Here is a 26371-nt window from a genome sequence, read left to right on the forward strand (position 1 = left end):
GCAATGAGCGCCCACGACGTCTCCGATCGGCCGCAACAACTGACCGCGGTCTATGTCTACGAGGCGCCGGTGCGCCTCTGGCACTGGATCAACGCGACCAGCATCCTGGTGCTGTCCGTGACCGGCTACTTCATCGGCTCGCCCCTGCCCAGCATGTCGGGCGAGGCGAGCGACCACTTCCTGATGGGTTACATCCGCTTCGCCCATTTCGCGGCGGCCTATGTCTTCGCCGTCGGGTTCCTGGTCAGGATCTACTGGGCCTTCGTCGGCAACCACCATGCCCGCCAGCTGTTCCGCTTCCCCTTCTGGGAACGGGCCTACTGGAAGGGCATGTACGAGGAAATGCGCTGGTATGCGTTCCTCGAACGGCGGCCGAAGAAATACATCGGGCACAATCCGCTGGCCCAGTTCTTCATGTTCTGGTTCATGTCGGTGATGACCGTGTTCATGATCTTCACCGGGTTCGCCCTCTACGGCGAGGGGGCGGGGCCGGGCTCGTGGCAGGATGAAGTGTTCGGCTGGGTCATTCCCCTGTTCGGGCAGAGCATGGATGTCCACACCTGGCACCACATGGGCATGTGGGCGATCATCCTGTTCGTGATGGTCCATGTCTATGCCGCGATCCGCGAGGACATCATGTCCCGCCAGTCGATCGTCTCGACCATGATTTCGGGCACGCGCACCTTCAAGGACGACGACCCGGACTGATCTCTCCCGCCCTACCCCTCAGGGCCAACTCCAAGGGCGCGGTTCATCCCGCGCCCTTTATTTTGTCTGGATGCCTTTCGCATTCTTCCTGGAAGTGGAAAGTTTCTTATCGGTTTTGGCAGTGGGTGATCAGCTTTTCCCTGCGGATCCGCCATTCTCGGCGGTTGGCACGGTTCCTGCTGATACCTCACTCACGCCACCCGGAACGGGGGCAAAGGCGACGACAGATCGCCCGCTTGGGAAGGGACATTCATGAAGGCCGCAGACAGGATTCTTGTCCTCGGCATCGGCAACATGCTGTGGGCCGACGAAGGGTTCGGCATCCGCGTGGTCGAGGCTCTGGATCGCGATTTCGCCCTGCCGGACCATGTCGGCGTGATGGACGGCGGCACCCAGGGGCTATACCTCCTGCCCCATATCGAGAATCTCGACGCGCTGATCATCGTCGACGCCATCGACTACGGGCTGGAACCGGGGGCATTTCGCACGCTTCGCGGCGGCGACGTGCCCGCCTTTCTCGGCGCCCACAAGATGAGCCTGCACCAGACCGGGTTCCAGGACGTGCTGGCCACGGCCCAGCTGCTCGGCCGCTGCCCGCGCGACCTGGTGCTGATCGGCGTGCAGCCGGCCGTGCTCGACGATTACGGCGGCGGCCTGACCGATATCGTCGCCGCCCGGGTCCAGCCCGCGGTCGATGCCGTGCTTCGGGTCCTGGGCGACGACTATGGCATCGCGGCGGTGCGGCGGGGTGCCGCCCGGCCCGGCCTCGTCGACGCCCGGCTGTCGCGCGAAGCCTATGAGGCCGGCCGGCCCAGCGCCGAGGCGGCGTGCCGGATCGGCGATCCCCGCGTGCTCGGCCTCGGCGCCTGATATGTGCATCGCAACCCCGATGCGCCTCGACCGGGTCGAGGGGGCGCTGGGCGGCGCCGGCCCCGAGGCCGTCGACCTCACCCTGGTGCCGGAGGCCCGCCCGGGCGACTGGGTCCTGGTCTTTCTCGGCGTCGCCCGCCGCCGCCTCGAGGCGGCGGAGGCGGGGCGCATCGCCGCCGCCCTGTCCGGCCTTGCCGCGGCCATGGACGGCCGCGACGCCGATATCGACGCCCTGTTCCCCGATCTCGCCGGGCGCACGCCCAGCCTGCCCCCCCACCTGGAGGCGGCCCGTGCCGCCGGTCTGAAGAAAGCCTGACGATGGCCGAAACGCCTGCTCTTCCCCCCCTGGTCGCCCGGCTGACCGCCGAGCGCGGCATTCCCCTGCTGGCCGAAACCGCGGCCGGCGATATCGCCAACGGCGGCGGCGAATGGCTGATCTTCCTGCCCGGCCATGGCCAGAACCATGCCGAGACGGCGGATGTCGCGGTCATCCTGCCCGAACTCCTGGCCGTGTTCGGCGGGCGCCTGAAGGCGGCGGTGGCCGCCCCCGACCTCGAAAAGACCCTGCGCCGCCGGCTCGACGGCATCGCCCTGCCGGCCCTGGTCGCGGTGCGCGGGCATGAACTTCTCGGTTCGATTTCCCGCGTCCGCGACTGGCACGAATATGTCGACGCCATCCGCACCATGTTCGACGGCGACCGTATCGCCGCCGGTTCCACCGCCATCCAGTGAGGGCAGCGCCATGACCAGCAACCTGATCGGCATGACCCGGCCGCCCGTGGGCTACGGCCCCGGCAGCCAACCCGCCGATGCCGAAGACGGCGAAGGCCTGAACTACCTGCCCATGCCGAAGGACATGCAGGTCTATGCCCCGCATGTGCCCGAGGTGGCGGACCCGGGCTCGGTCGTGGCCGGCCTCGCCCGGCTCGACGCCCTGCAGGGCGGCCTGGCCGGCCATGCCGCCGACATGCCCTTCACCGTCACCCTCGACGATCTCTCCGGCGCCGACCGCAAGCTGATCGACGAGGCGCTGGGCGAGGGCGAGGTCTCGGCCCTGGTGATCGGCCCCGACGAGCGGATCGAGATCCAGGAGGCGACGCTGGCCGGGGTCTGGCGCCTGCGCCTGCACGGCCGCGGCGGCCGCCTGAGCGAAAGGGTGGAGGTCGGCGCCTTTCCCCGCGTCGCCGTCGAGCGCGCCTTCCCGCCCCGGCGCCGCGACATGGCGGCCCATCTCGCCGCGCCGCCGCCGGGCGTGGTCAACGCGCCGGCGATCCTGGCCGAACTCGACCACCGCAGCCGGATCTGGGTCCCGGGCACGCCGGTGCATGTGATCAACCTGTCCCTGCTGCCCCATTCGCCGGAAGACACGGCCTTTCTCGAACAGGCGCTGGGCCAGGGCGCGACCACGGTGCTCTCGCGCGGTTACGGCAATTGCCGGCTGACCTCGACCGGGCTTCAGCATGTCTGGTGCGTGCGCTACTACAATTCGGTCGACACGCTGATCCTCGACACGCTCGAGGTCACGGACCTGCCCGAGGTCGCCTGCGCCGCGATCGAGGATATCGCCGACAGCGCGGAACGTCTCGGCGACATCATCGCCGCGATCCGCTGAGGGGGAGGGGAACCATGGCCGCACGGCGTTTCGAAGGCTCCTTCCTCGGCGATGCCAGCCGGCTGTCGCCGGGGGCGCGCATGGAATGCAAGATCTGCTGGCACGTCTATGATCCCGCCGAGGGGTGCAGCGTGTGGCAGGTCCCGGCGGGCACGCCCTTCGCGGCGCTGCCGGCCGAATGGCGCTGCCCCAATTGCGACGGCGAGCGCGAGCAGTTCATGCTGCTGCACGACGAGGCGGCGCCGGAAACGGCCCCCGATCCGGTGGCGGTCCGGGCCGCCGCCCTCGAAGACATGTTCCGCGCTGTCGCCGCCCGGGACATGGCCGGCATTCCGGTGGTGAACGACAAGCTGGCCGTCAGGGCGGTCGGCTTCCAGCCGTGGCAGGACCTCGCCCTCGGGGTCCTGGTGACGCCCTGGTTCATGAACCTCATCCTTCTCCCCCTCGATCCGGCGGTCGATGCCCCGGTGGTCGGTTCCAAGCGGCTGGTCGATTTTCCCTCCGGCCGCTACGAATTCGTGCAGGGCTTCGATAACCGCCTCGGGCCGTGGGAGGGCTGTTCCCTGTTCTCGCCCATGTTCGAATTCCGCACCCAGGCCGAGGCGGTCGAGGTCGCCGATGCGGTGATGACGGCCCTGTTCGATCCCGAGATCCGCGAGGGCGGCGCCCCGACCGCGGAAATCCGCCAGCGCCGCGAGGCCGACCTCGCCGCCATCGCCGAGGCGGAGGCCCAGGTGCAGGTGCCGGTGCAGGCGGACTCTGTCCCCGCCGGGCCGGCCTCGCGCCGGGCCCTGCTGTTCGGCACGGGGGAAGCGTGAGCGGCGGCCTCGCCATCACGCTCGACCGCGCCGGGGACCGGGTGCAGGCCGAACTGGCCCTGACGCCCGGCCCGGCGCCCGCCCGCCTGCTCGCGGGCCGCGGTGCGGCCGAGGCGGCGGCCCTGGTGCCCCTGGTCTTCAATCTCTGCGCCGTCGCCCAGGGGCGGGCCGCCCGCGCCGCCCTCGGTCTTGCGGGGCACGATGCGGGGGAAGAGACGGCACTCCGCCAGGAGCATCTGCGCGACCATCTGCATTGCTTTGCCGTCGCCTGGCCTGCGCTGCTGGGCCAGGGGCCGGACAATGACCTGCTGGCGGCGGCCGGCGCCCTGGCGCGGGGCGAGGGGGCGGCACTGCGCGAACGCCTGACCGGCCGGGCCGCGGACCTGGGCGATCTCGACGGTCCGGGGCTGGACCGCGTGCTGGCGGCGGGCGAAACGCCCCTGCTGCGCCTGCTGGCGGCACTCCGGCGGCGGCTGCAGCCTTCGTGGGGGCGGGCGTCGCTGCCGGCGCCCACGCCCTCCGATGTCGCCGGCCGGCTGGCCGGGGGACAGGCGCCCCTGTGCGAGACCACCGCGCTCGACCATGTCGCCGGGCGGCCTCTGGTGGCGGCGCTGGCGGCGGCGGAGGGGCGCAGCCTGTTCCTGCGCATGATCGGGCGCGTGCTCGACTGCCTGCGCGTGCTCGATCCCCGGGCCTTGATCGCGCCGGCCCTGGCGCCGGCCCCCGGGGTCGGCATCGCGGCGGCGGTGCGTGGGGTGCTCGGCCATCGGGCGGAATTGCGCGACGGGCGGGTGGCCGACTATCGCCTGCTGGCACCCACCGACTGGAACCTGGCGCCCGGCGGCATCCTGGCCCGGGTGCTGAATGCCCTGCCGGCGGGGGAGGATCTGCCCTTCCTGGCCCGGTTGGCCATTTCCTGCATCAACCCCTGCGTGCCGACCGTGCTCGCCATCGATGGCCGGAGGTATGGCCCCCATGCATGAGATGGCGCTGTGCGAAAGCGTGGTCGCGGCGGTCGAGGATCAGGCCAAGCGCCACCAATTCTCCCGCGTGCGCCGCGTCCGCCTGGAAATCGGCCGGTTTGCCGGGGTCGAGATCGCGGCGCTGCGCTTCGGCTTCGATGTCGTCGCCCGCGGCACCCTGTGCGAGGGGGCGGAACTCGCGATCCTGGAGCCGCCGGGCGAGGCCTGGTGCTTCGACTGCTCGGCCACCGTCGCCCTCGACGGCAGGCTCGATCCCTGTCCGGCCTGCGGCGGCCAGCGCCTGCAACCGGTCAGCGGCACCCAAATGACCATCAAGGACCTGGAGGTGGAATGATGTGCACCGTGTGCGGCTGTGCGGGCGATGGCGCCAAGGTCGAAGGCCACGACCATCACGATCACGATCACGGCCATGGGCATGGGCATGGCCACGATCATCCTCATGATCATGATCACGGCCATCACCACGATCATGCGCATGGCCATGACCACGCCCACAACCACGATCACGGGCACACTCACGATCACGGCCATAACCACGATTACGGCCAGGGCCCGGCGCGGGCCCATGTCCCCGGCCTGTCCCAGGCGCGCATGGTCGAGATCGAACAGGGTATTCTCGCCGTCAACGACGGGCTGGCCCGGCGCAACCGCGAACGGCTGGCGGCCCGGGGCCAGTTCGCGCTGAATTTCCTGTCCAGCCCCGGCAGCGGCAAGACCACCCTGCTGGTCGAGACCCTGCGCCAATGGGTCGGGCGCGTGCCGGTCGCGGTGGTCGAGGGCGACCAGCAGACGACCCAGGACGCCGAACGCATCCGCGCCGCCGGCGCCCCGGCGGTGCAGGTGAACACGGGCAAGGGCTGCCATCTCGATGCCGATATGGTCGGCCGCGCCCTCGATACGCTGGCCCCGGCCGAGGGTGCCCTTGTCTTTATCGAGAATGTCGGCAATCTGGTCTGCCCGTCGGGCTTCGATCTCGGCGAAGCGAAGCGGGTCACCCTGGTCTCGGTCACGGAGGGGGAGGACAAGCCCTTGAAATATCCCGATGCCTTTGCCGGGGCCGATGCCGTGCTGGTGACCAAGGCCGATCTCCTGCCGCATCTCGATCTCGATCTCGACCGTTTGCGCGCCAATATCGCCCGGGTCAACCCGGCGGCGCCGGTGTTGCTGGTGTCCAGCCGGGGCGGGCCGGGTATCGGCCCCTGGCTCGACTGGCTGGCGGCGGCCCGGGGCGACTGGATGGAAGAACTGGCCCGCCTTGCCGATGCCCGCGCCGCCGGCCTGCGCCAGGCGCTGGCGCTGGGTCCGGCCTGATGGCGAACCGCCCCGCCGTCCTGGTCGTCGACGACGAGCCCCGCTCGGTCGAGGTCATCGCCCGTGTCCTCGACGAAGAGTTCGATATCCTGACGGCGACCGCGGCGGAGGCGGCCCTGCGCCTGCTGGAAAGCCAATGGGTCCAGGTCGTGCTGGCGGACCAGCGCATGCCGGGCATGACCGGGGTCGAACTTCTGGCCCAGGTGCGCGAACGTTGGCCCGACGTCGCCCGCATCCTGATCACCGGCTATACCGACCCGGACGACATGATCCGGGCGATCAACGAGGCGGGGATCTACCAGTTCGTCGCCAAGCCCTGGCATCCCGATCAATTGCTGCTGACGGTGCGCAATGCCGCCCGCATGTTCAGCCTGCAACGCGAGCACGACCGGCTGTCGATCGAGATGAAGCTGCTCGGCCCGACGCTGGAAACCCGTCTCGCCAGCCGGCGCGACAAGATCCGCAAGGGCTTCCATTTCGACACGCTGATCCGCGCGACCGGCAGCCCCCTGGACGAGACCTGCCGCGTTGCCGCCCAGGTCGCCACCTTCGACGTGCCGGTGCTGATCCTCGGCGAAACGGGGACCGGCAAGGAATTGCTCGCCCGCGCCATCCACTACGGCAGCCTGCGTGCCGAGCGGCCGTTCCAGGCGGAGAACTGCGGCGCGATCCCGGACGAACTGCTCGAATCCGAATTGTTCGGTCACAAGCGCGGCGCCTTCACCGGGGCGGTGGCCAACCGGGTCGGGCTGCTGGAACAGGCGGACGGCGGCACCGTCTTCCTTGACGAGATCGGCGATATTTCGCCGGCCTTCCAGGTCAAGCTGCTGCGCTTCCTGCAGGAGGGCGAGATCCGGCCCGTCGGCTCGAACGAATCGCGGCAGGTGAATGTGCGGGTCATCGCCGCCACCCACCGCGACCTCGCGGCCGAGGTCGCGGCCGGCCGCTTCCGCCAGGATCTCTACTACCGCCTGTCCGCCATGGTGCTCGACGTTCCGCCCCTGCGGCGCCGGCCGGGCGACGTCCGCCTGCTGGCGGAAGCGGTGCTGGCCCAGCTCTCCGCCACCCACGGCAAGGCGGTGAAGGGCCTGAGCGAGGATGCGCTCGCCTGCCTCGAAGCCTATGACTGGCCGGGCAATGTGCGCGAATTGCAGAACGAACTGACCCGCGCCCTGGTGCTGGCCGACCGGGACCGGCTGGGGCCGGAACTCCTCTCGCCCCGGGTGCTGGCCGGCGCGGCCCGGCGCGAAGACCCGATCCGGGTCGCCGGCACCGACAGCGGCCCCTTGCGCGACCGGGTGGAGCGGGTGGAAGCGGCGATCCTGCTCGAAACCCTGCTCCGCTACCGCTGGAACAAGAGCAAGGCGGCCAAGGAACTGGGCCTGTCCCGCGTCGGCCTGCGCGCCAAGCTGGAACGCTACGGCCTCGCCCCCGGCAGCACCACCCGCTCGCACTGATCAGACGACGGCCCGGGCCGACAGGGCGGGGGGCTGGTTCAGCAGGCCCAGAAGGCGCAGCAAGCCGTCTTCCAGCACATCCCGGTCCGGTGCAACGCCGAGCGACAGGCGCACCGCTTCCGGCGCTGGGCCCAGGGCGAAGGCGGCTGCAGGCGCGATGGAAATCCCCGCGCGCCCGGCGTGATCGGCGAAATCCACCGCCCGCCAGGGCGCGGGCAGGGGCAGCCACAGGTGGTGGCCGCCCGGCGCGGCCCGGTGCTCGTAGGGCGCCAGAAGGGCGGCGGCCAGGGCTTGGCGCGCCTCGTTCTCGCGGCGGATCGCCGCGCCCAGGTGCGCCAGCGTGCCGTCCCGGATCCAGCGGCTGGCCAGCGCCGCCAGCAGCGGCGGCGCCATCAGCACGCTCGCCCGCAACATGCCGGCAAGGCGCAGCGCCGCCCCCGCCCCGGGCGCGACGACATAGGCGGTGCGCAGCGCCGGCGTCGCGCATTTCGCCAGGGTGGCGATATGCCAGGTGATCTCCCCGGCGATGGCCGCGACCGGCGGGATGTCGTCCGCCAGCAGGGGGGAATAGGGATCGTCCTCGATGATCGCCACGCCATGGTGCCGGGCCGTCGCCGCCAGCGCCTGGCGCCGGGCCAGCGGCAGGGTGGCCGTGGTCGGATTGTCGATCGCCGGCACCAGATAGAGCGCGCGGGGCGCCCGTTCCCGGCAGGCGCGTTCGAACGCCTCGGGCAGGATGCCGTCGTCGTCCATGGCCAGCGGGATCAGGTTCAGCCCCTGGGCGGCGGCGATCGCCTTGAGGCCGGGATAGGTGAGGGCGCTCGCCGCCAGATCGTCGCCCGGCTTCAGCAGCAGGGCGCACAGGGCATGCAGCGCGGCCTGGGCGCCGGCGGTGACCACGATCCGCTCCGCCCCCGGCCGCTCCACCCGCGGGCCGAGCCAGAGCGCCGCCGCCTCCCGGTCCGGGGCGGCGCCCGCGCTGTCCTGATAATGCAGGCTGAAGGGGCCGCGCGGCCCCGCCATCAGGCGGGCGAGGTCGCGGGGGATCAAGGTGCAGAGGTCGATCCCTGCCGGGGGCGAGGGGATGTTCATGCCGAGGTCGATCAGCCCGGCGGGCGCTTCCGCCGCCTCACCCGCATCCGGCCGGGGCTGGCCGGCGCTGATGAAAGTGCCGCGGCCGGCATGGGCCGCCACCAGCCCGCGGCGGCGCGCTTCGTTGAAGGCGCGGGTCACCGTGGTCAGGTCGACCCCCAGGGCTTCCGCGATCGCGCGCTGGGGCGGCAGGCGCTCGCCCCGGGCGATCCGGCCGGCGCCGATATCGGCCTCCAGCGCCTCGACGATGCCGAGATATTTCAGGGCTGCGCCGGCGCCCAGTCGGGGCTGCCACATTGTCCGGCTCCATTGTATGGATCTGATCCGGCGTAGAGCCTGACATGGATGGATTTTCCAGGCAAGCCCTGGCCATGCGCGGGACGCGTGGCCATAAATCCATTCAATCATGGCAAATTGTCTTGAAATTGTATGGTTTATGTATGGATATGATTGCGACTGTCCGCGAGCAATGAACAGGAGGGCCGCCTCATGAGCCAGGAAACCGAATGGCCGCCGCTGGCGCCGATGCAGGTCGGCATTCGCGGCCTCTGTCCGCGCTGCGGCCAGGGCCGCCTGTTCAAGGGTTTCCTGACCCTGCGCAAATCCTGCGAGCATTGCGGGCTGGATTTTTCCTTTGCCGATCCGGCGGACGGGCCAGCCTTTTTCGTCATCTGCTTCGGCTGCGTGCCCTCGGTCATCTTCGCCCTCTGGCTGGAAGTGGCCTTCACGGCGCCCTATTGGGTGCATCTGGTCACTACCCTGCCGGTGATGCTGCTCACCTGCCTGCCGCCGCTCCGCCCCTTGAAGGGCTGGCTGGTGGCCAGCCAGTATTTCTACAAGGCGGAACCGGGGCGCCTGGCGGAAGACTAGCGCCCGGGCAGGCCCCAGGCCCTGGTCATCTTGCCGATCACGCGGATGCAGAGGTCGCCTTCGGGCCGGATGCGGCAGGCCAGCACCCGGCCCTGGCGGAGGTCGTCCTCGCTGACATGGGCGCGGCTCATCACCTCAGGGGTAAAGGTGCCTTCCAGCACCTCGATCTTGCACACGCCGCAGCCGCCGCCCCGGCAGCCGGCGGGAATGCCCCGCCGGCCCAGGCGCACCATGCCGTCCAGCACCGATTGGCTGTCCGCGCAGGGGAATTCCTCGCCGGTATCGGTGATGGTGATGCGGTGGCCGCTCATGCGGTTTCGCGCCGGGTGAAGGCTTCGATGTCGGCATGCCGGAGGTCGGCGGCCATGCGCCCGCCGATGGCCCATTCTTCCGGCTGCACGCGCTTGCAATGGCCCCGCACCAGGGACCGCTCGACCCCGAGAAGCCGCACCACGAGGTCGGTGAAACCGGCCAGCAGGTGCTGGCGCTGCTCCAGCGGCCGGCCTTCCAGCACCAGGAATTCGAAATAGGGGGCCGGGGTGCCGCCCGCGTCCATCATGGTGCCGGCAACCGCGACACGGTGGCGGGGATAGGCGACGATGAAGGCGCGCACCCGGTCCATCGGGCATTGCAGACCTTCGGCATAGAGTGTCGAGGCCTCGATCAGCAGGGCCCGTTCCTGTTCGGGGCTGGCCGTGCCTTCGGCCAGATGGAAGTGAATGATCGGCATGTCCGCCTCCCGACGGTTCGTTCTTGTTGTGGTGGGGGGAGAGGGGAAGGTCAGGGCAAGCCGCGCCGCCGTCCCGCATCCAGCATCAGGGTGCTGCCGGTCATGGCCCCTGCCTCGGGCGCCAGCAGCAGGGAAACCGCCCAGGCGACCTCGGCCGGATCGGTCAGGGTGCCGGTGGACGATTCCCGTCTCATGCCCTCGATCACCTCGGCCGCCGTGGTGCCGCGCCGTTCCGCCTCCAGCGCCGCGATGCGCCACAGGCGTTCGGTATCGGCCGGGCCGGGCGCGATGACATGGGCGGTGATGCCGCGCGGGCCGAGCGCGAGGCTCAATTGCCGGGCAAGGTTGATCACGGCGGCATTGGCGACGCCGGGGGCGGCCGCATGAGGGGCCGGTTCCAGCCCGTAATGCCCGGCGATGGCGACAAGGCGCGAGCCCGCCTCCAGCCGGTGATCGATGGCGCGGGCGAGGCGCAGCAGGCCGCCCGCCTTGAGGTTCACCGCCTGGGCCAGGGCATCGGTGGCGACGGTGGCGACACTGCCCGGCGCCGACAGGCCGGGGCCATGCACGGCGATCCGGACCGGGCCGGCGGGCAGGGCGGCGCGGAGGCGCGGGATCGCCTTGTCGTCCGCGATGTCGGCGGTGCAGGCGATCAGGCCGGGGTGGCGGTCGGCGAGTGCCTCCAGCGCCTGGAAGCTGCGCCCGACCGCCACCACCGCCAGCCCGTCCCGGATCAGCCGGGCGACGATGGCTTCGCCGAAGGCGCCGGCGGCGCCGATGACGACGGCGGTGCCCACGCCGGTCTCAGGCCCCCGCCAGGGTGGTTTCGGCCAGGGCGGGCTCGGTCAACAGGCCGCGGGCCTTGGCCATGGTCATGGCGGTGTCCTGGATCATGTCTTCCTGGCCGCCGATCATCTTCTTGCGGCCCAGTTCGATCAGGATGTCGCGGGCCGGAATGCCATAGGCATTGGCGGCCTTCTTCGCATGCAGCAGGAAGGTGGAATAGACCCCGGCAAAGCCCAGCGTCAGCGATTCCCGGTCCACCCGCACCAGATGGTCCATCATGGGCAGGACGATGTCCTCGGCCGTGTCCATCAGCTTGAACAGGTCGATGCCGGTCTCGATCCCCATGCGGTCGCAGACGGCGGCGAAAACCTCCAGCGGCGTATTGCCGGCCCCGGCGCCGAGGCCGCCGACCGAACCGTCGATCCGGCTGGCACCGGCCTCGATCGCGGCGATCGAATTGGCGATGCCCATGCCGAGGTTATGGTGGCCGTGGAAACCGATCTCGGTTTCGGGTTTCAGCACGTCGCGCAGCGCCGTAACCCGTTCCTTCACATCGTCCGGCAGCATGTAGCCGGCGGAATCGGTGACATAGACCGTCTGCGCGCCATAGGATTCCATCAGCTTGCCCTGTTTCGCGATGCCGGCGGCATCGTTCAGATGGGCCATCATCAGGAAGCCGGTGGTATCCATGCCCAGCTTGCGGGCATAGGCGATATGCTGGGGCGAAGTATCCGCCTCGGTGCAATGGGTGGCGACATGGACGCTGCGCGCGCCGGCGTCGAAGGCTTCCTGAAGTTCCTTCATGGTGCCGAGGCCGGGGATCAGCAGGACCGAGACCTTGGCCTGCGTCATCCGTCCTGCGACGGCGGCAATATAGGCCTGGTTGCTGGCCAGGGCGAAACCGTGCTGCACCGAATTGCCGCCCAGCCCGGCGCCATGGGTGACCTGGATATAGGGCATGCCCGCGTCGTCCAGCGCGCCGGCCAGCGTCACCATCTGCTCGACGCTGATCTGCTCGCGCTTGGCATGCATGCCGTCGCGCAGGCACATGTCGTGGAGGGCGACCTTGCGGCCCTTCAGGTTGCTGGTCCCCTTCAGGTTGCTGGTCCCCTTCAGGTTGCTGGTCATTGGGCGGCCTCCGTCGCGGCGCTGCGGGTCGGTTCGAGGGTCAGGGTGCCGGCGATGATTTCCTCGGCGAAAAGCTCGGCGGTGCGGGTCGCGGCGGCGGTCATGATGTCGAGGTTACCGGCATAGGTCGGCAGGTAATCGCCAAGGCCCTTCACTTCCATGAAGACCGAGACTTTGTCGCCCTCGAAGGCGGGGCCGTTCACCAGCCGGTAGCCGGGGACGTATTTCTGCACTTCCCCGATCATCTGCAGCACCGAGCGGGTGATGGCGTCGCGGTCCGGCGCCTCGTCGGTCAGGCAATAGATGGTGTTGCGCATGATCATCGGCGGTTCCGCCGGGTTGATGATGGCCAGTGCCTTGCCCTTGCGCGCACCGCCCACGATCTCGATCGCGTTCGAGGTCGTATAGGTGAATTCATCGAGATTGGCGCGGGTGCCGGGCCCGATGGATTTCGAGGCGAGGCTGGCCACGATCTCGGCATAGCGCACCCCCTGCACCCGGGCGACGGCATGGACGATCGGGATCGTCGCCTGCCCGGCGCAGGAGATCATGTTGAGGTTCATGACCTTCTGCGCGGTATAACTCTTCAGGTTCACCGGCGGCACGCACAGCGGCCCGATGGCGGCCGGCGTCAGGTCGATCATCATGACGCCGAGCGCGTTCAGCTTGCGGCTGTTCTCGGCATGGACATAGGCCGAGGTCGCGTCGAAGGCGATCTGGATATTGTCTTCAAGGACATGGGGCAGCAGGCCGTCGACCCCGGCAGCCGTGGTCTTCAGGCCCATGTCGCGGGCCCGCGCCAGGCCCTCGGACTCAGGGTCGATGCCGACCATCCAGACCGGTTCCAGCACCGGGCTGCGCTTGATCTTGTAGATGAGGTCGGTGCCGATGTTGCCGGAACCGATCAGGGCACAGCGGATCTTGGTCATGCCGTATGTTCCTTGGCCGCGCCGCCGTTGAGGGCGAGGGCGTCGATGGTCGGTTTCCGCGCAACGCCGGCGACATAGAATTCGTCCACCCGGTGTTCGGTGATCAGGATGCGGACGGTTTCCGCCTTCACGCCCAGGGCCTCGACCACGGCATTGGTGACGGCGGTGGCGGCGCGCTGCTTCTGGTCGCTGGTCCGCCCTTCGAGCATGTGCATTTCAATGATGGGCATCGTGGGGTTCCCTTATGGGGTCATTCGACGAAGCGGATGGAGACGGAGCCGAGCGCCTGGAAGCGCGCGGTGACATGATCGCCGGGCTTGACCGGGATCGCCTCGGTGATGCCGCCGCTGAGTACCAGGCTGCCGGCGGGCAGGCTTTCGCCCAGGTCGTGCAGGATGTTCACCAGCATGGCGACCGCCGCCGCCGGATGGCCGAGAACGGCGGCGGCGGCGGCGAAGACCATCATCTCGCCGTTCTTTTCCATGACCACGCCGAGGCTGGCGAGATCGAGGTCCGCCGCCCGGCGCGGCCGGCCGCCGCCGACGAAGAGGGCGGCCGAGCCATTGTCGGCGACCACGCTTTCAAGGTCGAACTTGAAGCCGGAAAAGCGGGAATCGATGATCTCGATCGCGGGCAGCACGAAATCGGTCGCCGCCAGGACATCCGCCGCCGTGCAGCCGGGGCCCGAAAGGTCGCGTCCGGTCACAAAGGCGACCTCGCATTCGACGCGCGGATGAATGAGGCCCTTCACCGAAATATCCGAACCCTCGGGCCGGGCCATGCGGTCGGTCAGGAAACCGATGGAGGGGACATCCACCCCCATCTGGATCATCTTGGCCTTCGAGGTGAGCCCGGCCTTCCAGCCGACCAGCCTGTGCCCCCGGGCGAGATAGCGGTGGCGCAGCGCCGTCTGCACGGCATAGCCGTCGGCGATGGTCATGCCCGGGTATTCTTCCGTCAGGCGCGGGATGGCGTTGCCCCGGGTCTGGGCGCCTTCCACCCGCTCGCACAGGCGGATGACGGCTTCGGCGTTCAGGCTCCGGGTCATGCGGCGCTCCTTCCCGAGAAGGCGACTTCGCAAGCGCCAAGGCCGCCGATGGTGCATTTGAGAACATCGCCGTCGGCAATGGCGACGAGCGAGGATTGGGAGCCGGACAGGATCACCTCGCCCGCCCGGAACGGAATGCCGAGGCGGCCGAGCGTATTGGCCAGCCATGCCACCGCATTGGCGGGGGAGCCCTGGACCGCGGCGCCGCAGGCGGTGGAGAAGAGCTCGCCGTTCTTCTCCAGCACCATGCCGGCCAGCGTCAGGTCCAGGTCGCGGGGATCGGCCTTGGCACTGCCGAGGACATAGACCCCGCAGGAGGCATTGTCGGCGACCGTGTCCTGGATGCGGATCTTCCAGTCGGTGATGCGGGAATCGACGATCTCGAAACAGGGCGAGACGTAATCGGTCGCATGGATGACATCCATGGCCGTGATGCCGGGGCCGGTCAGGTCGCGCTTCAGGACGAAGGCGAGTTCCGCCTCCGCCTTCGGCTGGATCAGGGCGCCGAGATCGATGGTCTCGCCCTCGCGGTAGACCATGCCGGAGGTGAGCTGGCCGAAGTCCGGCTGGTAGACGCCCAGCAGGTTCTGCACCGCTTTGGACGTGACGCCGATCTTCTTGCCGACGATGGTCTCGCCCGCCTCGAGCCGGCGGGCGATGAACCGGCGCTGGATCCTGTAGGCATCCTCGATGGTGATCTCGGGGAAGCGTTCGAGCAGCGGGGCCAGGGTATGGCGCCCCTTGAAGGCGTCGAAGAGTTCGTCGCCGCAGCGGTCGATGATGTCGTCCCTCATGGCCGGCTCACAGCTTGATGCAGACATTGGCGGTCTCGGTATAGAATTCCAGGGAATGGACCCCGCCCTCGCGGCCGATGCCCGATTGCTTGCTGCCGCCGAAGGCCGTGCGCAGGTCGCGCAGGAACCAGGAATTCACCCAGACGATGCCGACCTCGATCGCCGCCGACAGACGGTGCGCACGGGCGAGATTGGTGGTCCAGATCGTGGTCGACAGGCCGTAATCCGTGGCGTTCGCCAGCGTCACCACTTCCGCCTCCGTGTCGAAGGGGGCGATATGGCAGCACGGGCCGAAGATTTCCTCGCGGATCACGGCGGCGCTCTCGGGCAGGCCGGTCCAGATGGTCGGCTGCACCCAATGGCCGCCGGCCAGTTCCGCCGCCACCTCGGGCGTGCCGCCGCCGGTCACCACGGTGGCGCCTTCCTCAACCGCCTTCCGGTAATAGGACAGGACTTTCTTCCTGTGTTCCGCGCTGATCAGCGGGCCGTAGTCGGTGCCCTTGGTCTCCGGCCGGCCGAAGCTCACGCCCTCGACCCGGGCCTTCAGGGCGGCGACGAAACGCTCGAAGAGCGGCCGTTCGACATAGACCCGCTCCGTGCCCAGGCAGACCTGCCCGGTATTGAGGAAGGCGGAGCGGAAGATCCCGTCCACCGCCTTGTCGAAATCGGCATCGGCGAAGACGATGCCGGCATTCTTGCCGCCGAGTTCGAAGGAAACGTCGCGGATACCTTCGGCAGCCGCCTTCATGATGGCGGTGCCGGTGCCGGTCTCGCCGGTGAAGGTGATGGCATTGACGCCCTTGTGGCGGGTGAGCAATTCGCCGGCGGAGCCGGGGCCGAAACCGTGGATCACGTTGAACACGCCTTTCGGCACGCCCACCGCATTCATGACCTCGCCGAGCAGGGCGGTGGTCAGCGGGGTTTCTTCCGATGGTTTCACCACCACCGTATTGCCGCAGGCGAGCGCCGGGCCGACCTTCCAGGTCATCAGCAGGAAAGGCGCGTTCCACGGCGATATCACCGCGACCACGCCCTTCGGCCGGCGGATGGCATAATTGACGGCGCCGGCGCCGTCCGGCGTCGGCATGACGAAACTTTCCGTCGCCACATTCTTCACGACATCGGCGAAGACCTTGAAATTGGCCGCGCCGCGCGGGATGAAGGCATGGGTCATGACGTGATGGGGCTGGCCGGTATCGGCCATTTCGGCGGCGACGAAATCGTCGAAGCGGCGCGTGATCTCGTTGGCGACACCGTGCAGCAGGTCGGCTCGCTGGTCGGTGGTCAGGTTGCCCCAGTCGCCGTGCAGGGCCGCGCGGGCGGCCTGGACCGCGGCATCCACCTCGGCCGCGCCGGCCTCGGAGACGGAGGCGATGGTGGTGCCGTCCACGGGTGAAATCTTGTCGAAGCGGCGCCCGCTGGCGCTGCCGGTGAACTGGCCGTCGATGAAATTCTGAACCTGACGCATGGTTCCCCCTCAAGGCCGGCGCTGCATGTGGCACCCCATGGGTTGCAGGGCGCCGCGCTCTGGACCGGTGTTGTTTGGCCGCCAGCATAGGGAGGGGGAGGAATACCCGTCTAATACTAAGCTCACAGTGAGTTGATACCGGAAAGGTATGGGGCGGCGATGCAGTTTCCGCTTGCCAGCAAGGGGCGCTTCATGGCCCGAATGGGGAAACGGGCCGGCAAGAAAGCCCGCCGCGGCGAGGAAACGGGGGAAGGGAAGAGATGCTGCGCAAGAGGTTGATCGAGCAGTTCAACCTGCGTTCCCGGTTGAAATTCAACATGGAGGACGGGCGCATCTGGCTGGACGAGAACCGCATGCTGCTGGTCCATGCCAAGGCCATGGCCGCCATGCGCCGCGAATTGTTCGAGACTTTGGGGCCGCACCGCGCGCAAGGCCTGCTGCTGCGCATGGGCTTTGCCACCGGCCGCCAGGATGCGGATCTTGCGACCAAGCTGGTCGGCGCCGGCGACGATTACGATGTCTTCAACATCGGCCCGGTGCTTCATGGCTTCGAGGGCATCGTGAAAAGCACGATCACCGAGGCCGAGATCGATTGGGAGAAGGGCAGTTTCTTCGGCACGGTGGAGTTGGAAGGCTCGTGGGAGGCGGAATGCCATGTCGAGCATTTCGGCACCGGCAACGATTGCGCCTGCTGGAGCATCACCGGCCATGCCTCGGGTTACGTCAGCCAGTTCTTCAAGCGCTTCATCGTCTTTCGTGAAATCAAATGCGTGGCACGGGGTGACGACCGCTGCGTGATCGTGGCCCGCCCGGCGGAAGCCTGGGGCGACGACCCCTTTCTCGATTATTTCCGTTCCGAGGATGGCGATGCCCCCTTCCGCGAGGTCGAGGCGGCCTTGTCCAGCGTCCGCGCGCGGATGCCGCCGCGCCGGGCGTCCGGCCGGCTGGTCGGCTCGTCGCCCGGGTTCCTCGCGGCCTTCGATCTCCTGGGCAAGGCGGCGGGCACGCCGGTCACCGTGCTGCTGCTGGGCGAGACCGGGGTCGGCAAAGAAATGTTCGCCCGCTGGCTGCACGAGAACAGCCCCCGGGCCGCCGGGCCCTTCGTCGCGGTCAATTGCGGGGCGATCCCGACCGACCTGATCGAATCCGAATTGTTCGGCGTGCAGCGCGGCGCCTTCACCGGGGCGCAGCAATCCCGCCCCGGCCGGTTCGAGCGTGCCGATGGCGGCACCCTCCTGCTCGACGAGGTGGGGGATCTGTCGCTGGCCGCCCAGGTGAAACTGCTGCGCGTGCTCCAGACCGGCGAGGTGGAGCGCCTGGGCGACGACCAGGTGCGGCGGGTGAAGGTCCGGGTGGTCGCGGCAACCAATGTCGACCTGAAGCAGGCGGTGGCGGCCGGGCGTTTCCGGGCCGATCTCTATTACCGCCTCGCCACCTATCCGGTGGAGATTCCGCCGCTGCGCGACCGGAAATCGGATATTCCGCTGCTCGCCGCCGCCCTGCTGGAAAAGCTGGAGCCGATCTACGGCAAGAGCTTCCTCGGCATCAGCGACTGGGCCCTGCAGGTGCTGCAGGCCTATGACTGGCCGGGCAATGTGCGCGAACTGGAAAACCTGATCGAGCGCAGCGTGATCCTGGCTCCCAACAGCGGCTGGATCGAGGTCGAGCACCTGTTCCCCGAAGGCCCGCCCCAGGGCCTGACCGGGGCGGAGGTCGACAGCCAGGGCCATGTCGGCCATCCGGATGCGGCCTTGGAGGGGGATCTCTACACCCGCCTGCTTGCCGAAGGCTTCGACCTCGAAGCCCATGAGGACCGCCTGCTGCGCATCGCGACCGAGCGGGCGCGGGGTAACCTGACCCATGCCGCCCGCATCCTCGGCATCACCCGCCGGCAACTGGCCTATCGGCTGAAACGCGGGGCCTAACGGGCCTTCAGGCTGTCGCGATAGTCGCGCACGGTTTTCAGGAAGGCTTTCAGGATGGGGGATTCATCGCCGGTCCGGTAGATGCACGACAGGTCGACCGCCCAATGGTCGCGCAGGTCGCTGATCGGGCGGAACACCACGCCTTGCAGGGTCAGCGCCGTCAGCGATTTCGGTACCACGCAGATGCCGAAGCCGGCCGCAGCCAGGGCAACGCCGGTGACCGCATCGCCGACCTCCTGCGCGATCCGGGGAAAGAAGCCCAGTTCGCCGCAGATGCGGATCACCTTGTCGATGAAATTGGGCCGGCCCACGCTCGGGAACAGGATCAGCGGGTGATCCTTCAGGGCGGCAAAGGGGATGCTGTCCAGCCGTGACAGCGGGTGGCGCTCGTTCACCGCCAGCAGCAGGGTTTCGGTCAGCACCAGTTCGCTGGTGATATCGGGCAGGGGCACCAGCATGCGGTTGAAGCCGACATTGATCCGGCGCTGGCGCAGCGCCTCGATCTGCTCGCCCTTGTTCATCTGGTGCAAATGGACCTTCACGCCGGGATAGGCTTCGGTGAAGGCCAGCATGATCTGCGGGATGGCATTGATGATCCCCGAACCGAAGATCGCCACGTCCAGCCGCCCCAGCCGCCCCTGCGCGGCTTCGAGGGTCCGCTCCGTCGCCTGCTCGAACAGGATTTCGATGTTGCGCGCCTCGTCCAGGAACAGGCGGCCGACGTCGGTCAGTTCCATGCCCCTGGGGGTGCGGGTGAACAGGCTGACGCCCAACTCGTCCTCGATCTGCTTGATCTGGCGGGTCAGGGGCGGCTGGGAGATATGCAGGCGCTTGGCGGCGCGGCCGATGTTCTCTTCCTCGGCGACCGCGATGAAATACCTAAGCTGCCGGAAATCCATGGCTTCTGCGCTCCCCGCCTTGTTATGCACCCGGTTTCATACTGTTTCGGTATGGAATGGCGTCCCCAACGGTATTGGACAGTATGCAGTCTGATTCATACCGTGGCCAAGTCCATATCGACCAGCCTCATCTCGCCAATATTTGAGGGGGTGGGGTGGCCGAAATCAAAGAAAAAGGATCGTCTCGATCCGACGGAGGAAGCGATGGCAGGGGGAATCATGCCGCGGCACTATAATAAAACCCGCGGTCTCAAAGCTGTGTCGGCGGTATCCCTGGTGCTGTCCGCGCTGGTGGTCGGGCCCGTCGTGGCGGCGCCGATCGAAACCGGCAATCCGGATATTGCCATTTATTTCGACAATACGTTCAAATATTCACTCGGTTGGCGGGTCGAGGATGCCAGTGCCCGCGTGGCCAATAATTCGATCGGCGTTCAGGCCAATACGGACGATGGCGACCTGAATTTCGACAAGGGCCTGGTCTCCAACCGTATCGACCTGCTCAGCGAATTCGGCCTGACCTACCGGCGCGACTTCGGCTTCCGCGTCAGCGCGGCGGGCTGGTACGACGATGTCTATATGCACAAGAACGACAATCCGGGCGCGCTTGGCGGCGCCCTGGTGAATTCGCGCTCGACCACCTACGACCGTTTCACCGACGAGACCAAGGATCTGCACGGCCTGAATGCCGAACTGCTCGATGCCTTCGTCTTCGGCAAGGTGAATTTCGGCGACAGCAGCCTGAATGTCCGGGCCGGGCGCTTCACCCAGCTTTACGGCGAAAGCCTGTTCTTCGGCTCCAACGGTATCGCGGCGGCGCAGACCTCGCTCGACCTGATCAAGGCGCTGTCGGTGCCGAATTCGCGCTTCCAGGAAATCCTGCGCCCGATCGGCCAGATTTCCGGCCAGTTGCAGCTTTCGCCCGAACTGTCCATCGGCGCCTATTACCAGGCGGAATGGCGGAAGACCCGGCTGCCGGGCGCGGGCAGTTACTTCAGCTTCGCCGATTTCGTCGATGGCGGCGGTGAGACCGTGATCCTCGGCCCGGGCCAGGCGGTGTTCCGGGGCGACGATATCGACGCCCGCGACCAGGGCCAGGGCGGCGCCCAGATCCGCTGGACCCCGGGCGACGTCGAATACGGTTTCTACATCGCCAACTTCCACGACAAGATCCCGCAATTCTATCTCCGCCCCGGCGTGAACGTGCAGCCGGGCAGCATCGGCGATTATGTCCAAGTCTTCGGCGAGGATATTTTCACCGTCGGCGTCAGCGCCTCGACCCTGATCGGCGATACCAATGTCGCGGGCGAGATTTCCTTCCGCGATAACATGCCCCTGGTCGCCAGCGGTAACGCCGTCATCCTGCCCGGCAATACCACGGCCGATGGCGGCGACAACCCGGCCTTCCCGGTCGGGCAGACGCTGCATGCCAATCTCTCGATGATCGAAGTCTTCAACGAATCCCCGCTCTGGGACGGGGCGTCGGTCATCGCCGAAATCGCCTATAACAACCGCCTGAACATCGACAAGAACGCCGATCAGCTCGACCCGCGCGCCACCCGCGACGCGGCGGCGCTGCAATTCATCTTCACGCCGGAATTCTTCCAGGTCCTGCCCGGTCTCGATCTCCAGGTGCCGATCGGGGCATCGCTCGGCCTGTTCGGGCGCTCGTCGGTCAACGGCGTGCTGTTCCCGGCGGAAAACGGCGGCGTCATCAGCATCGGCGTGAAGGCGGACTACCAGAAGACCTGGCAGGCCAGCCTCAGCTTCGCCCATTACTACGGGGCCGAGGGCTCCATCGTCCGCTACGACACGGCGGTGCCCGAACTCTCCTACAAGAATTTCCACGGCGACCGCGATTTCATCGCGCTGTCGATCCAGCGCACGTTCTGAGAACGATAAGATTACTCGGAGGATTCCCGGATGAACAAGCTGACAGCGGCCCTCGCCGCCTTTGCGGCGCTCGCGGCCCTGACCGGCGCGGCAAAGGCCGCGACCACGGCGGACGAGGCGGCCAAGCTGAAATCCACCCTGACCCCGCTCGGCGCCGAAAAGGCGGGCAATGCGGATGGTTCCATCCCGGCCTGGGACGGCGGCCTGAAGGACCTGCCGGTCTCGGGCGCCATGGGCGACATTCCGACCGCCATCTTCCCCGGCGAAAAGCCGCTGTTCCAGGTGACGGCGGCCAATATGGCCCAATACGAGGCCCTGCTGTCCGACGGCACCAGGGCGCTGCTGCGCAAGTTCCCGGACACGTTCCGCCTCGACGTCTACCCGACCCATCGCACCGCCCGGGCGTCCGATACGGTCTACGAGCGCACCTTCGCCAATGCCACGGGTTGCGAGACGACCGACGGCGGCCTGTCGCTGAAGGGCTGCATCGGCGGGACGCCGTTTCCGATCCCGTCCTCCGGCATCGAGGTGATGTGGAATTTCCTGATGCGGATCGAGGCGCCCTCGATCGACTACAGCTTCAAGAATATCGTCGGCAATGCCGATGGCACCCATACCCTGGCGACCCGGAACCAGATCTCGTTCCAATATCCCTTCTATTACCCGGAGGCGACGGCGGGCAGCTTCAAGGGCGAATATGCCATGCTCCGCTTCAACACGCTGGAGCCGCCGTTCAAGGCCGGTGAATCCCTGGTGATCCGCGACAGCATCGATCCGGCCGATCCGCGGAAGGCCTGGCAATATCTGGTCGGCCAGCGCCGGGTGCGCCGGGCGCCCACGGTCGCCTACGACACGCCCGACTTCGTCGCCTCGGGCGCCAATTACTTCGACGAGGTGCAGGGCCTCTTCGGCGCTCTCGACCGTTACACCTGGAAACTGGTCGGCAAGAAGGAACTGCTGATCCCCTATAACAGCAATGGTTTCATCGGCGCCAGCCAGGCGGATGCTTTCGCCAAGCACCACCTGAACCCGGACAAGGTGCGCTGGGAACGCCACCGTGTGTGGGTGGTGGAGGCGACGGTCGCCGACGGCAAGCGCCATGCCGTGCCGAAGCGCACCTATTACCTCGACGAGGACACCTGGCTGATCGCCCTGATGGACGGTTACGACGCCGAGGGCAAGCTCTGGCGCACCACCCAGATGACGCCCTTCGTGGTGCCCGCCATCCCGGCGACCATCGTGAAGACGGCGACGGTGTTCAACCTCCAGGCCAACACCATGAGCGTGATCCAGGCCCTGAACGGCGAAACCTTCAAGGTGGTGCCGCAGAAGCCGGAAACCTTCTTCACCGGCGACGCCGTCGCCGCCGACGGCATGCGCTGATAGTGCCGGGGCCCGCCGCCGGCTTGCGGTGGGCCCCCTCGGCCCCATGGGGCCTTTTTTCCTGAACGGATCGACGCGATGGTACTGCCCCTGTTGAAGGGCGGGCAACGTCCCAGCCTTGCCTGCGCCGCCCTGGCGCTTGCCCTGGTCGCCGGGGCCGGCAATGCCGGCGCCCAGGATCAGGGCGCGGCCGTGACCGCCCCCCTGGTGCCCGACCTGCTGGACCTGCCGGCGGCGCCCAATCCCCGTGCCACGGGCATGCTGCAACTGGCGCTCGCCCGGGCCGGCGACCGGCTGGTCTCGGTCGGGGAGGGCGGGGTGATCCTGCTTTCCGATGATGGCGGTGCGGCCTGGCGCCAGGCGTCCGCCGTGCCGGTCAGCGTCACCCTTACCGATGTCGCCTTCGTCGGCGCCCGGCTCGGCTGGGCGGTCGGGCATAGCGGCGTCGTCCTGCATACGCTCGACGGCGGTGAAACCTGGCAGCGCCAGTTGGACGGCAATGGTGCCGCCCGGGCCGTCGCGGCGGAAGCCGCAGCCCTGAAGGCCGCCGGCGCCGAAGGGGCGGATGCCGCCGTCCGCAACGGCGACTATATGATCGCCGATGGGCCGGACAAGCCCTTCCTCGCGGTTACCTTCCTTGATGAAAAGCGCGGCTGGGCGGTCGGCGCCTACGGCCTTGCGCTCGAGACCCGCGACGGCGGCGCCACCTGGCAATCCTTCACCGCGCGCATTCCCAACCGGGGCGGCAAGCATCTCTACGGTATCGCCCCCGTGGCGGGCGGTCTCGCGATCGCGGGCGAGCAGGGGGCCCTGTTCCACGCCGCTGCCCTGGACGCGGCGTTCACCGCGATCGAAAGCCCCTATGAGGGTACGTTCTTCGGCCTTCTCGTCCTCGGCGACGGGGGCCTTCTCGCCTATGGCCTGAAGGGCAATGCCTGGCGCGGCGCCCCCGGCCTCGAGGACTGGGCCCGCATCGACCTTGGCGCCGAGGCGACGGTGACCGCCGGCCGGCGCCTCGCGGACGGCAGCCTGATCCTGGGCGACGAGGGCGGCCGCCTGCTGCGCTCCACCGACGATGGCGCCAGCTTCAAGCCGCTTGAAACTTCCGGCGATACCGGCCTGACAGCCCTGGCGGCGACGGCCGACGGCACGCTGGTGGTGGCCGGGCCGCGCGGCAATAGCCGCCTAGACAGCAATGCCAAGAACCGGGAGGCCTTCTGATGGCGCACGCCCCTGCAAGTTCCGTCGGCCCCGTCATCGCCCGGCTGGAGGATTTCGACCGCAAGTCCGGCACGCCGGTGGAGCGGGCTTTCTTCAACAACCGGCCGCTGGTCGTGGTGCTGTGCCTGATCGTCACGGCATTGCTCGGCTGGCGCTCGGCCGACCTGAAGCTGAATGCCGCCTTCGAGAAGATGATCCCGACCGGCCATCCCTATATCGCCAACTACCTGGAAAACCGGAAGCAATTGGCGGGCATGGGCAATGCGCTCCGGGTCGCGGTCGCGGTGAAGGACGGCACGATCTTCACTGCCGACTATCTCGACACGCTGCGCCGCCTGAACGACGACCTGTTCCTGATGCCCGGCGTCGACCGGCCCTATATGAAATCGCTGTGGGCGCCGGCGGTGCGCTGGAGCGGCGTGACCGAGGAAGGCCTCGACGGCGGCCCAGTGGTCCCGGACGATTACAAGGGCACGGCGGCCGACCTCGAACAGGTGCGCCTGAATGTCGAGCGCTCGGGCGAGATCGGCCAGCTCATCGCCGCCGACTACCGCTCCAGCATCATCCTGGTGCCCTTGCAGGAGCGCATCGCCGACACGGGCGAGCGCATCGACTATTACGCCCTCTCCGAACGGATCGAGGAATTGCGGGCGAAATACCAGGGCAACGGCATCGAGATCCATGTCACCGGCTTTGCCAAGGTGGTGGGCGATCTCATCGACGGCCTGAAGCAGGTGCTGGTGTTCTTCGCCGCCGCCATCGCCATCTGCACGGCCGTGCTCTATTGGTACACGCGCTGCATCCGCTCCACCCTTCTGGTGGTGCTGTGCTCGCTGATCGCGGTGATCTGGCTGCTGGGCCTTTTGCCCCTGATCGGCTACGAGCTGGATCCCTATTCGATGCTGGTGCCCTTCCTGGTCTTCGCCATCGGCATGAGCCATGGCGCCCAGAAGATGAACGGCATCATGCAGGACATCGGCCGGGGCACGCACAAGCTGGTCGCCGCCCGTTACACCTTCCGCCGCCTGTTCCTGGCCGGCCTGACCGCGCTGCTGGCCGACGCGGTCGGCTTTGCCGTCCTCATGGTCATCGACATCAAGGTGATCCAGGACCTGGCGGTCACCGCCAGCATCGGCGTTGCCGTGCTGATCTTCACCAATCTCGTCCTGCTGCCCATTCTCCTCTCCTATACCGGGGTCAGCGAGGCGGTGGCGCGCCGCTCGCTCAGCGCGGAACGGGCGGACGAGGCCGATACGGCCCATGTCAAGCACCCGTTCTGGGCCTTCCTCGACCTGTTCACCCGGCCCAGGGGGGCGGCCGTCGTCGTCGTGCTCGGCGCGGTCATGGGATTGGGCGGGCTTTGGGTCGCCCTCGATCTCAAGATCGGCGATACCGATCCCGGCGCGCCGGAACTGCGGCCCGACTCCCGCTATAACCAGGACAATGCCTTCATGGTGCGGAATTATGCCGCCAGCAGCGATGTCTACATCGTGATGGTGCGCACGCCGCAATATGCCTGCGCCCATTACAACACGCTGATGGCGGTCGATGCCCTGGAACGGGAATTGCGCCACCTGCCCGGTGTCGTGACCACCAATTCCCTGGCCGGCCTCGCCAAGATCGCCAATGCGGGCATGAGCGAGGGCAGCCTCAAATGGTACGCCGTGCCGCGTTCGCAGGAGATGCTGAACGCCATCATCACCCGCGCGCCCCGGGAATTGTTCAACCAGAACTGCGACCTTCTCACCGTCTATGCCTATCTGAAGGATCACCGGGCCGACACGCTGGATGCCGTGGTCGCGACGGTCGAGGGTTTTGCCGCGCGCCATGACACCGGGGACATCCAGTTCCTGAACGCCGCCGGCAATGCCGGGATCGAGGCGGCGACCAATATCGTCGTGCGCAAGGCCAACCGGGAAATGCTCTTCCTCGTCTATGCCGCGGTGATCGTGCTCGCCTTCGTCACTTTCCGCTCGTGGCGGGCGGTGGTCTGCGCCGTGGTGCCGCTGCTGATCACGTCCATGCTGTGCGAGGCGCTGATGGTCTGGCTCAACATCGGCGTCAAGGTGGCGACCTTGCCGGTGATCGCCCTCGGCGTCGGCATCGGGGTCGATTACTCGCTCTACGTCATGACCGTGACGCTGGCGCGGCTGCGCGACGGTGCCAGCCTGTCGGAAGCCTATTACCAGGCGCTGGCCTTCACCGGCAAGGTGGTGGTGCTGACCGGCATCACCCTCGGCATCGCGGTCGCCACCTGGGCCCTGTCACCGATCAAGTTCCAGGCTGACATGGGCATCCTGCTCGCCTTCATGTTCGTCTGGAACATGGTCGGTGCCCTGGTGCTGCTGCCGGCGCTAGCCCATTTCCTGCTGCGCCCGGCCGCCCGCGAGGCGAGTGTCCGCGCCAGGGCGGCCTGAGGCGGGGCCCCGTGTTGCAGCGCAGCTTGACC

General features: G+C 68.0%; 27 protein-coding genes. 16 read left to right on the top strand and 11 right to left on the bottom strand.

The window, feature by feature from the left end; genetic code table 11:
- The first annotated feature begins 3 nt into the window (after positions 1-3).
- From cybH to DKG75_RS00870, 10 genes are all read left to right on the top strand, one after another.
- Positions 4-708 carry a Ni/Fe-hydrogenase, b-type cytochrome subunit gene (cybH, locus tag DKG75_RS00825; protein ID WP_109919180.1) on the top strand — a complete coding sequence of 235 codons (705 nt, stop codon included), beginning with the start codon at positions 4-6 and terminating at the stop codon, positions 706-708.
- A 252-nt stretch (positions 709-960) separates the two neighbouring features.
- On the top strand, positions 961-1578 hold the full coding sequence (locus DKG75_RS00830; protein WP_109919181.1) for a HyaD/HybD family hydrogenase maturation endopeptidase: 618 nt from the start codon (positions 961-963) through the stop codon (positions 1576-1578).
- 1 nt (position 1579) lies between these two features.
- The gene (locus DKG75_RS00835) at positions 1580-1894 is read left to right on the top strand and encodes a HypC/HybG/HupF family hydrogenase formation chaperone (RefSeq protein WP_109919182.1); all 315 of its coding nucleotides are present in this window, start codon (positions 1580-1582) and stop codon (positions 1892-1894) included.
- Positions 1895-1896: 2 nt separating this feature from the next.
- Positions 1897-2310: a thioredoxin domain-containing protein gene (locus DKG75_RS00840; protein ID WP_109919183.1), complete on the top strand. Its 414-nt coding sequence runs from the start codon at positions 1897-1899 to the stop codon at positions 2308-2310.
- A gap of 10 nt (positions 2311-2320) precedes the next feature.
- Complete coding sequence (locus tag DKG75_RS00845) at positions 2321-3190, top strand: hydrogenase expression/formation protein (protein WP_109919184.1); 870 nt, start codon at positions 2321-2323, stop codon at positions 3188-3190.
- A gap of 14 nt (positions 3191-3204) precedes the next feature.
- Complete coding sequence (locus DKG75_RS00850; RefSeq protein WP_109919185.1) at positions 3205-4008, top strand: [NiFe]-hydrogenase assembly chaperone HybE; 804 nt, start codon at positions 3205-3207, stop codon at positions 4006-4008.
- A complete protein-coding gene (locus DKG75_RS00855; protein WP_109919186.1) occupies positions 4005-4991 on the top strand; it encodes a nickel-dependent hydrogenase large subunit in 987 nt (328 codons plus the stop codon). The genes DKG75_RS00850 and DKG75_RS00855 overlap by 4 nt, the downstream gene beginning before the upstream one ends.
- Positions 4984-5325, top strand: a complete 342-nt coding sequence (hypA, locus tag DKG75_RS00860) for a hydrogenase maturation nickel metallochaperone HypA (protein ID WP_109919187.1) — start codon at positions 4984-4986, stop codon at positions 5323-5325. Before DKG75_RS00855 ends, hypA begins: the two co-directional genes overlap by 8 nt.
- Positions 5322-6302 (top strand): hydrogenase nickel incorporation protein HypB, encoded by a 981-nt coding sequence (gene hypB, locus DKG75_RS00865; RefSeq protein WP_425086481.1) that lies wholly within the window; start codon positions 5322-5324, stop codon positions 6300-6302. Before hypA ends, hypB begins: the two co-directional genes overlap by 4 nt.
- Entirely contained in the window at positions 6302-7759 is a 1458-nt protein-coding gene (locus DKG75_RS00870; RefSeq protein WP_109919189.1) for a sigma-54-dependent transcriptional regulator, read from the top strand. Before hypB ends, DKG75_RS00870 begins: the two co-directional genes overlap by 1 nt.
- Here DKG75_RS00870 and DKG75_RS00875 read toward each other — a convergent pair whose 3' ends face one another.
- Entirely contained in the window at positions 7760-9148 is a 1389-nt protein-coding gene (locus DKG75_RS00875) for an aminotransferase-like domain-containing protein (protein ID WP_109919190.1), read from the bottom strand.
- A 192-nt stretch (positions 9149-9340) separates the two neighbouring features.
- On the opposite strand from DKG75_RS00875, the gene DKG75_RS00880 reads away from it, so the two are divergent.
- Positions 9341-9721, top strand: a complete 381-nt coding sequence (locus DKG75_RS00880) for a DUF983 domain-containing protein (protein WP_109919191.1) — start codon at positions 9341-9343, stop codon at positions 9719-9721.
- Here the strand turns inward: DKG75_RS00880 and DKG75_RS00885 are convergent.
- The 9 genes from DKG75_RS00885 to DKG75_RS00925 are packed head-to-tail and all read right to left on the bottom strand — an operon-like array spanning position 9718 to position 16604.
- A complete protein-coding gene (locus tag DKG75_RS00885; RefSeq protein ID WP_109919192.1) occupies positions 9718-10032 on the bottom strand; it encodes a 2Fe-2S iron-sulfur cluster-binding protein in 315 nt (104 codons plus the stop codon). The genes DKG75_RS00880 and DKG75_RS00885 overlap by 4 nt on opposite strands.
- Positions 10029-10451, bottom strand: coding sequence for a tautomerase family protein (locus tag DKG75_RS00890; protein ID WP_109919193.1), 423 nt, complete (start codon positions 10449-10451; stop codon positions 10029-10031). Before DKG75_RS00890 ends, DKG75_RS00885 begins: the two co-directional genes overlap by 4 nt.
- 50 nt (positions 10452-10501) lie before the next feature.
- The gene (locus DKG75_RS00895) at positions 10502-11248 is read right to left on the bottom strand and encodes an SDR family NAD(P)-dependent oxidoreductase (protein WP_109919194.1); all 747 of its coding nucleotides are present in this window, start codon (positions 11246-11248) and stop codon (positions 10502-10504) included.
- 7 nt (positions 11249-11255) lie between these two features.
- The gene (dmpG, locus tag DKG75_RS00900) at positions 11256-12365 is read right to left on the bottom strand and encodes a 4-hydroxy-2-oxovalerate aldolase (protein WP_208112024.1); all 1110 of its coding nucleotides are present in this window, start codon (positions 12363-12365) and stop codon (positions 11256-11258) included.
- Positions 12362-13294, bottom strand: coding sequence for an acetaldehyde dehydrogenase (acetylating) (locus DKG75_RS00905; protein ID WP_109919195.1), 933 nt, complete (start codon positions 13292-13294; stop codon positions 12362-12364). Before DKG75_RS00905 ends, dmpG begins: the two co-directional genes overlap by 4 nt.
- Positions 13291-13524: a tautomerase family protein gene (locus tag DKG75_RS00910; RefSeq protein ID WP_109919196.1), complete on the bottom strand. Its 234-nt coding sequence runs from the start codon at positions 13522-13524 to the stop codon at positions 13291-13293. Before DKG75_RS00910 ends, DKG75_RS00905 begins: the two co-directional genes overlap by 4 nt.
- A gap of 20 nt (positions 13525-13544) precedes the next feature.
- The gene (gene dmpH, locus DKG75_RS00915; protein WP_109919197.1) at positions 13545-14342 is read right to left on the bottom strand and encodes a 2-oxo-3-hexenedioate decarboxylase; all 798 of its coding nucleotides are present in this window, start codon (positions 14340-14342) and stop codon (positions 13545-13547) included.
- On the bottom strand, positions 14339-15136 hold the full coding sequence (dmpE, locus tag DKG75_RS00920) for a 2-oxopent-4-enoate hydratase (RefSeq protein WP_109919198.1): 798 nt from the start codon (positions 15134-15136) through the stop codon (positions 14339-14341). The genes dmpH and dmpE overlap by 4 nt, the downstream gene beginning before the upstream one ends.
- Before the next feature lie 7 nt (positions 15137-15143).
- The gene (locus DKG75_RS00925; protein WP_109919199.1) at positions 15144-16604 is read right to left on the bottom strand and encodes a 2-hydroxymuconic semialdehyde dehydrogenase; all 1461 of its coding nucleotides are present in this window, start codon (positions 16602-16604) and stop codon (positions 15144-15146) included.
- A gap of 260 nt (positions 16605-16864) precedes the next feature.
- On the opposite strand from DKG75_RS00925, the gene DKG75_RS00930 reads away from it, so the two are divergent.
- The gene (locus DKG75_RS00930) at positions 16865-18529 is read left to right on the top strand and encodes a sigma-54-dependent Fis family transcriptional regulator (RefSeq protein ID WP_109919200.1); all 1665 of its coding nucleotides are present in this window, start codon (positions 16865-16867) and stop codon (positions 18527-18529) included.
- Here the strand turns inward: DKG75_RS00930 and DKG75_RS00935 are convergent.
- Positions 18526-19428: a LysR family transcriptional regulator gene (locus tag DKG75_RS00935; RefSeq protein ID WP_109919201.1), complete on the bottom strand. Its 903-nt coding sequence runs from the start codon at positions 19426-19428 to the stop codon at positions 18526-18528. The genes DKG75_RS00930 and DKG75_RS00935 overlap by 4 nt on opposite strands.
- Positions 19429-19686: 258 nt before the next feature.
- On the opposite strand from DKG75_RS00935, the gene DKG75_RS00940 reads away from it, so the two are divergent.
- The 4 genes from DKG75_RS00940 to DKG75_RS00955 all read left to right on the top strand — a co-directional run bounded on the left by DKG75_RS00940 (position 19687) and on the right by DKG75_RS00955 (position 26339).
- Positions 19687-21318, top strand: coding sequence for a DUF1302 domain-containing protein (locus DKG75_RS00940; protein WP_208112023.1), 1632 nt, complete (start codon positions 19687-19689; stop codon positions 21316-21318).
- A gap of 30 nt (positions 21319-21348) precedes the next feature.
- A complete protein-coding gene (locus tag DKG75_RS00945; RefSeq protein WP_109919203.1) occupies positions 21349-22701 on the top strand; it encodes a DUF1329 domain-containing protein in 1353 nt (450 codons plus the stop codon).
- 78 nt (positions 22702-22779) lie between these two features.
- Positions 22780-23922: a WD40/YVTN/BNR-like repeat-containing protein gene (locus DKG75_RS00950; protein WP_109919204.1), complete on the top strand. Its 1143-nt coding sequence runs from the start codon at positions 22780-22782 to the stop codon at positions 23920-23922.
- Positions 23922-26339, top strand: coding sequence for an efflux RND transporter permease subunit (locus DKG75_RS00955; RefSeq protein ID WP_109919205.1), 2418 nt, complete (start codon positions 23922-23924; stop codon positions 26337-26339). The genes DKG75_RS00950 and DKG75_RS00955 overlap by 1 nt, the downstream gene beginning before the upstream one ends.
- Positions 26340-26371 lie beyond the last annotated feature (32 nt).

Origin of the sequence: Zavarzinia compransoris (assembly GCF_003173055.1) — a bacterium.
GTDB lineage: Bacteria > Pseudomonadota > Alphaproteobacteria > Zavarziniales > Zavarziniaceae > Zavarzinia > Zavarzinia compransoris.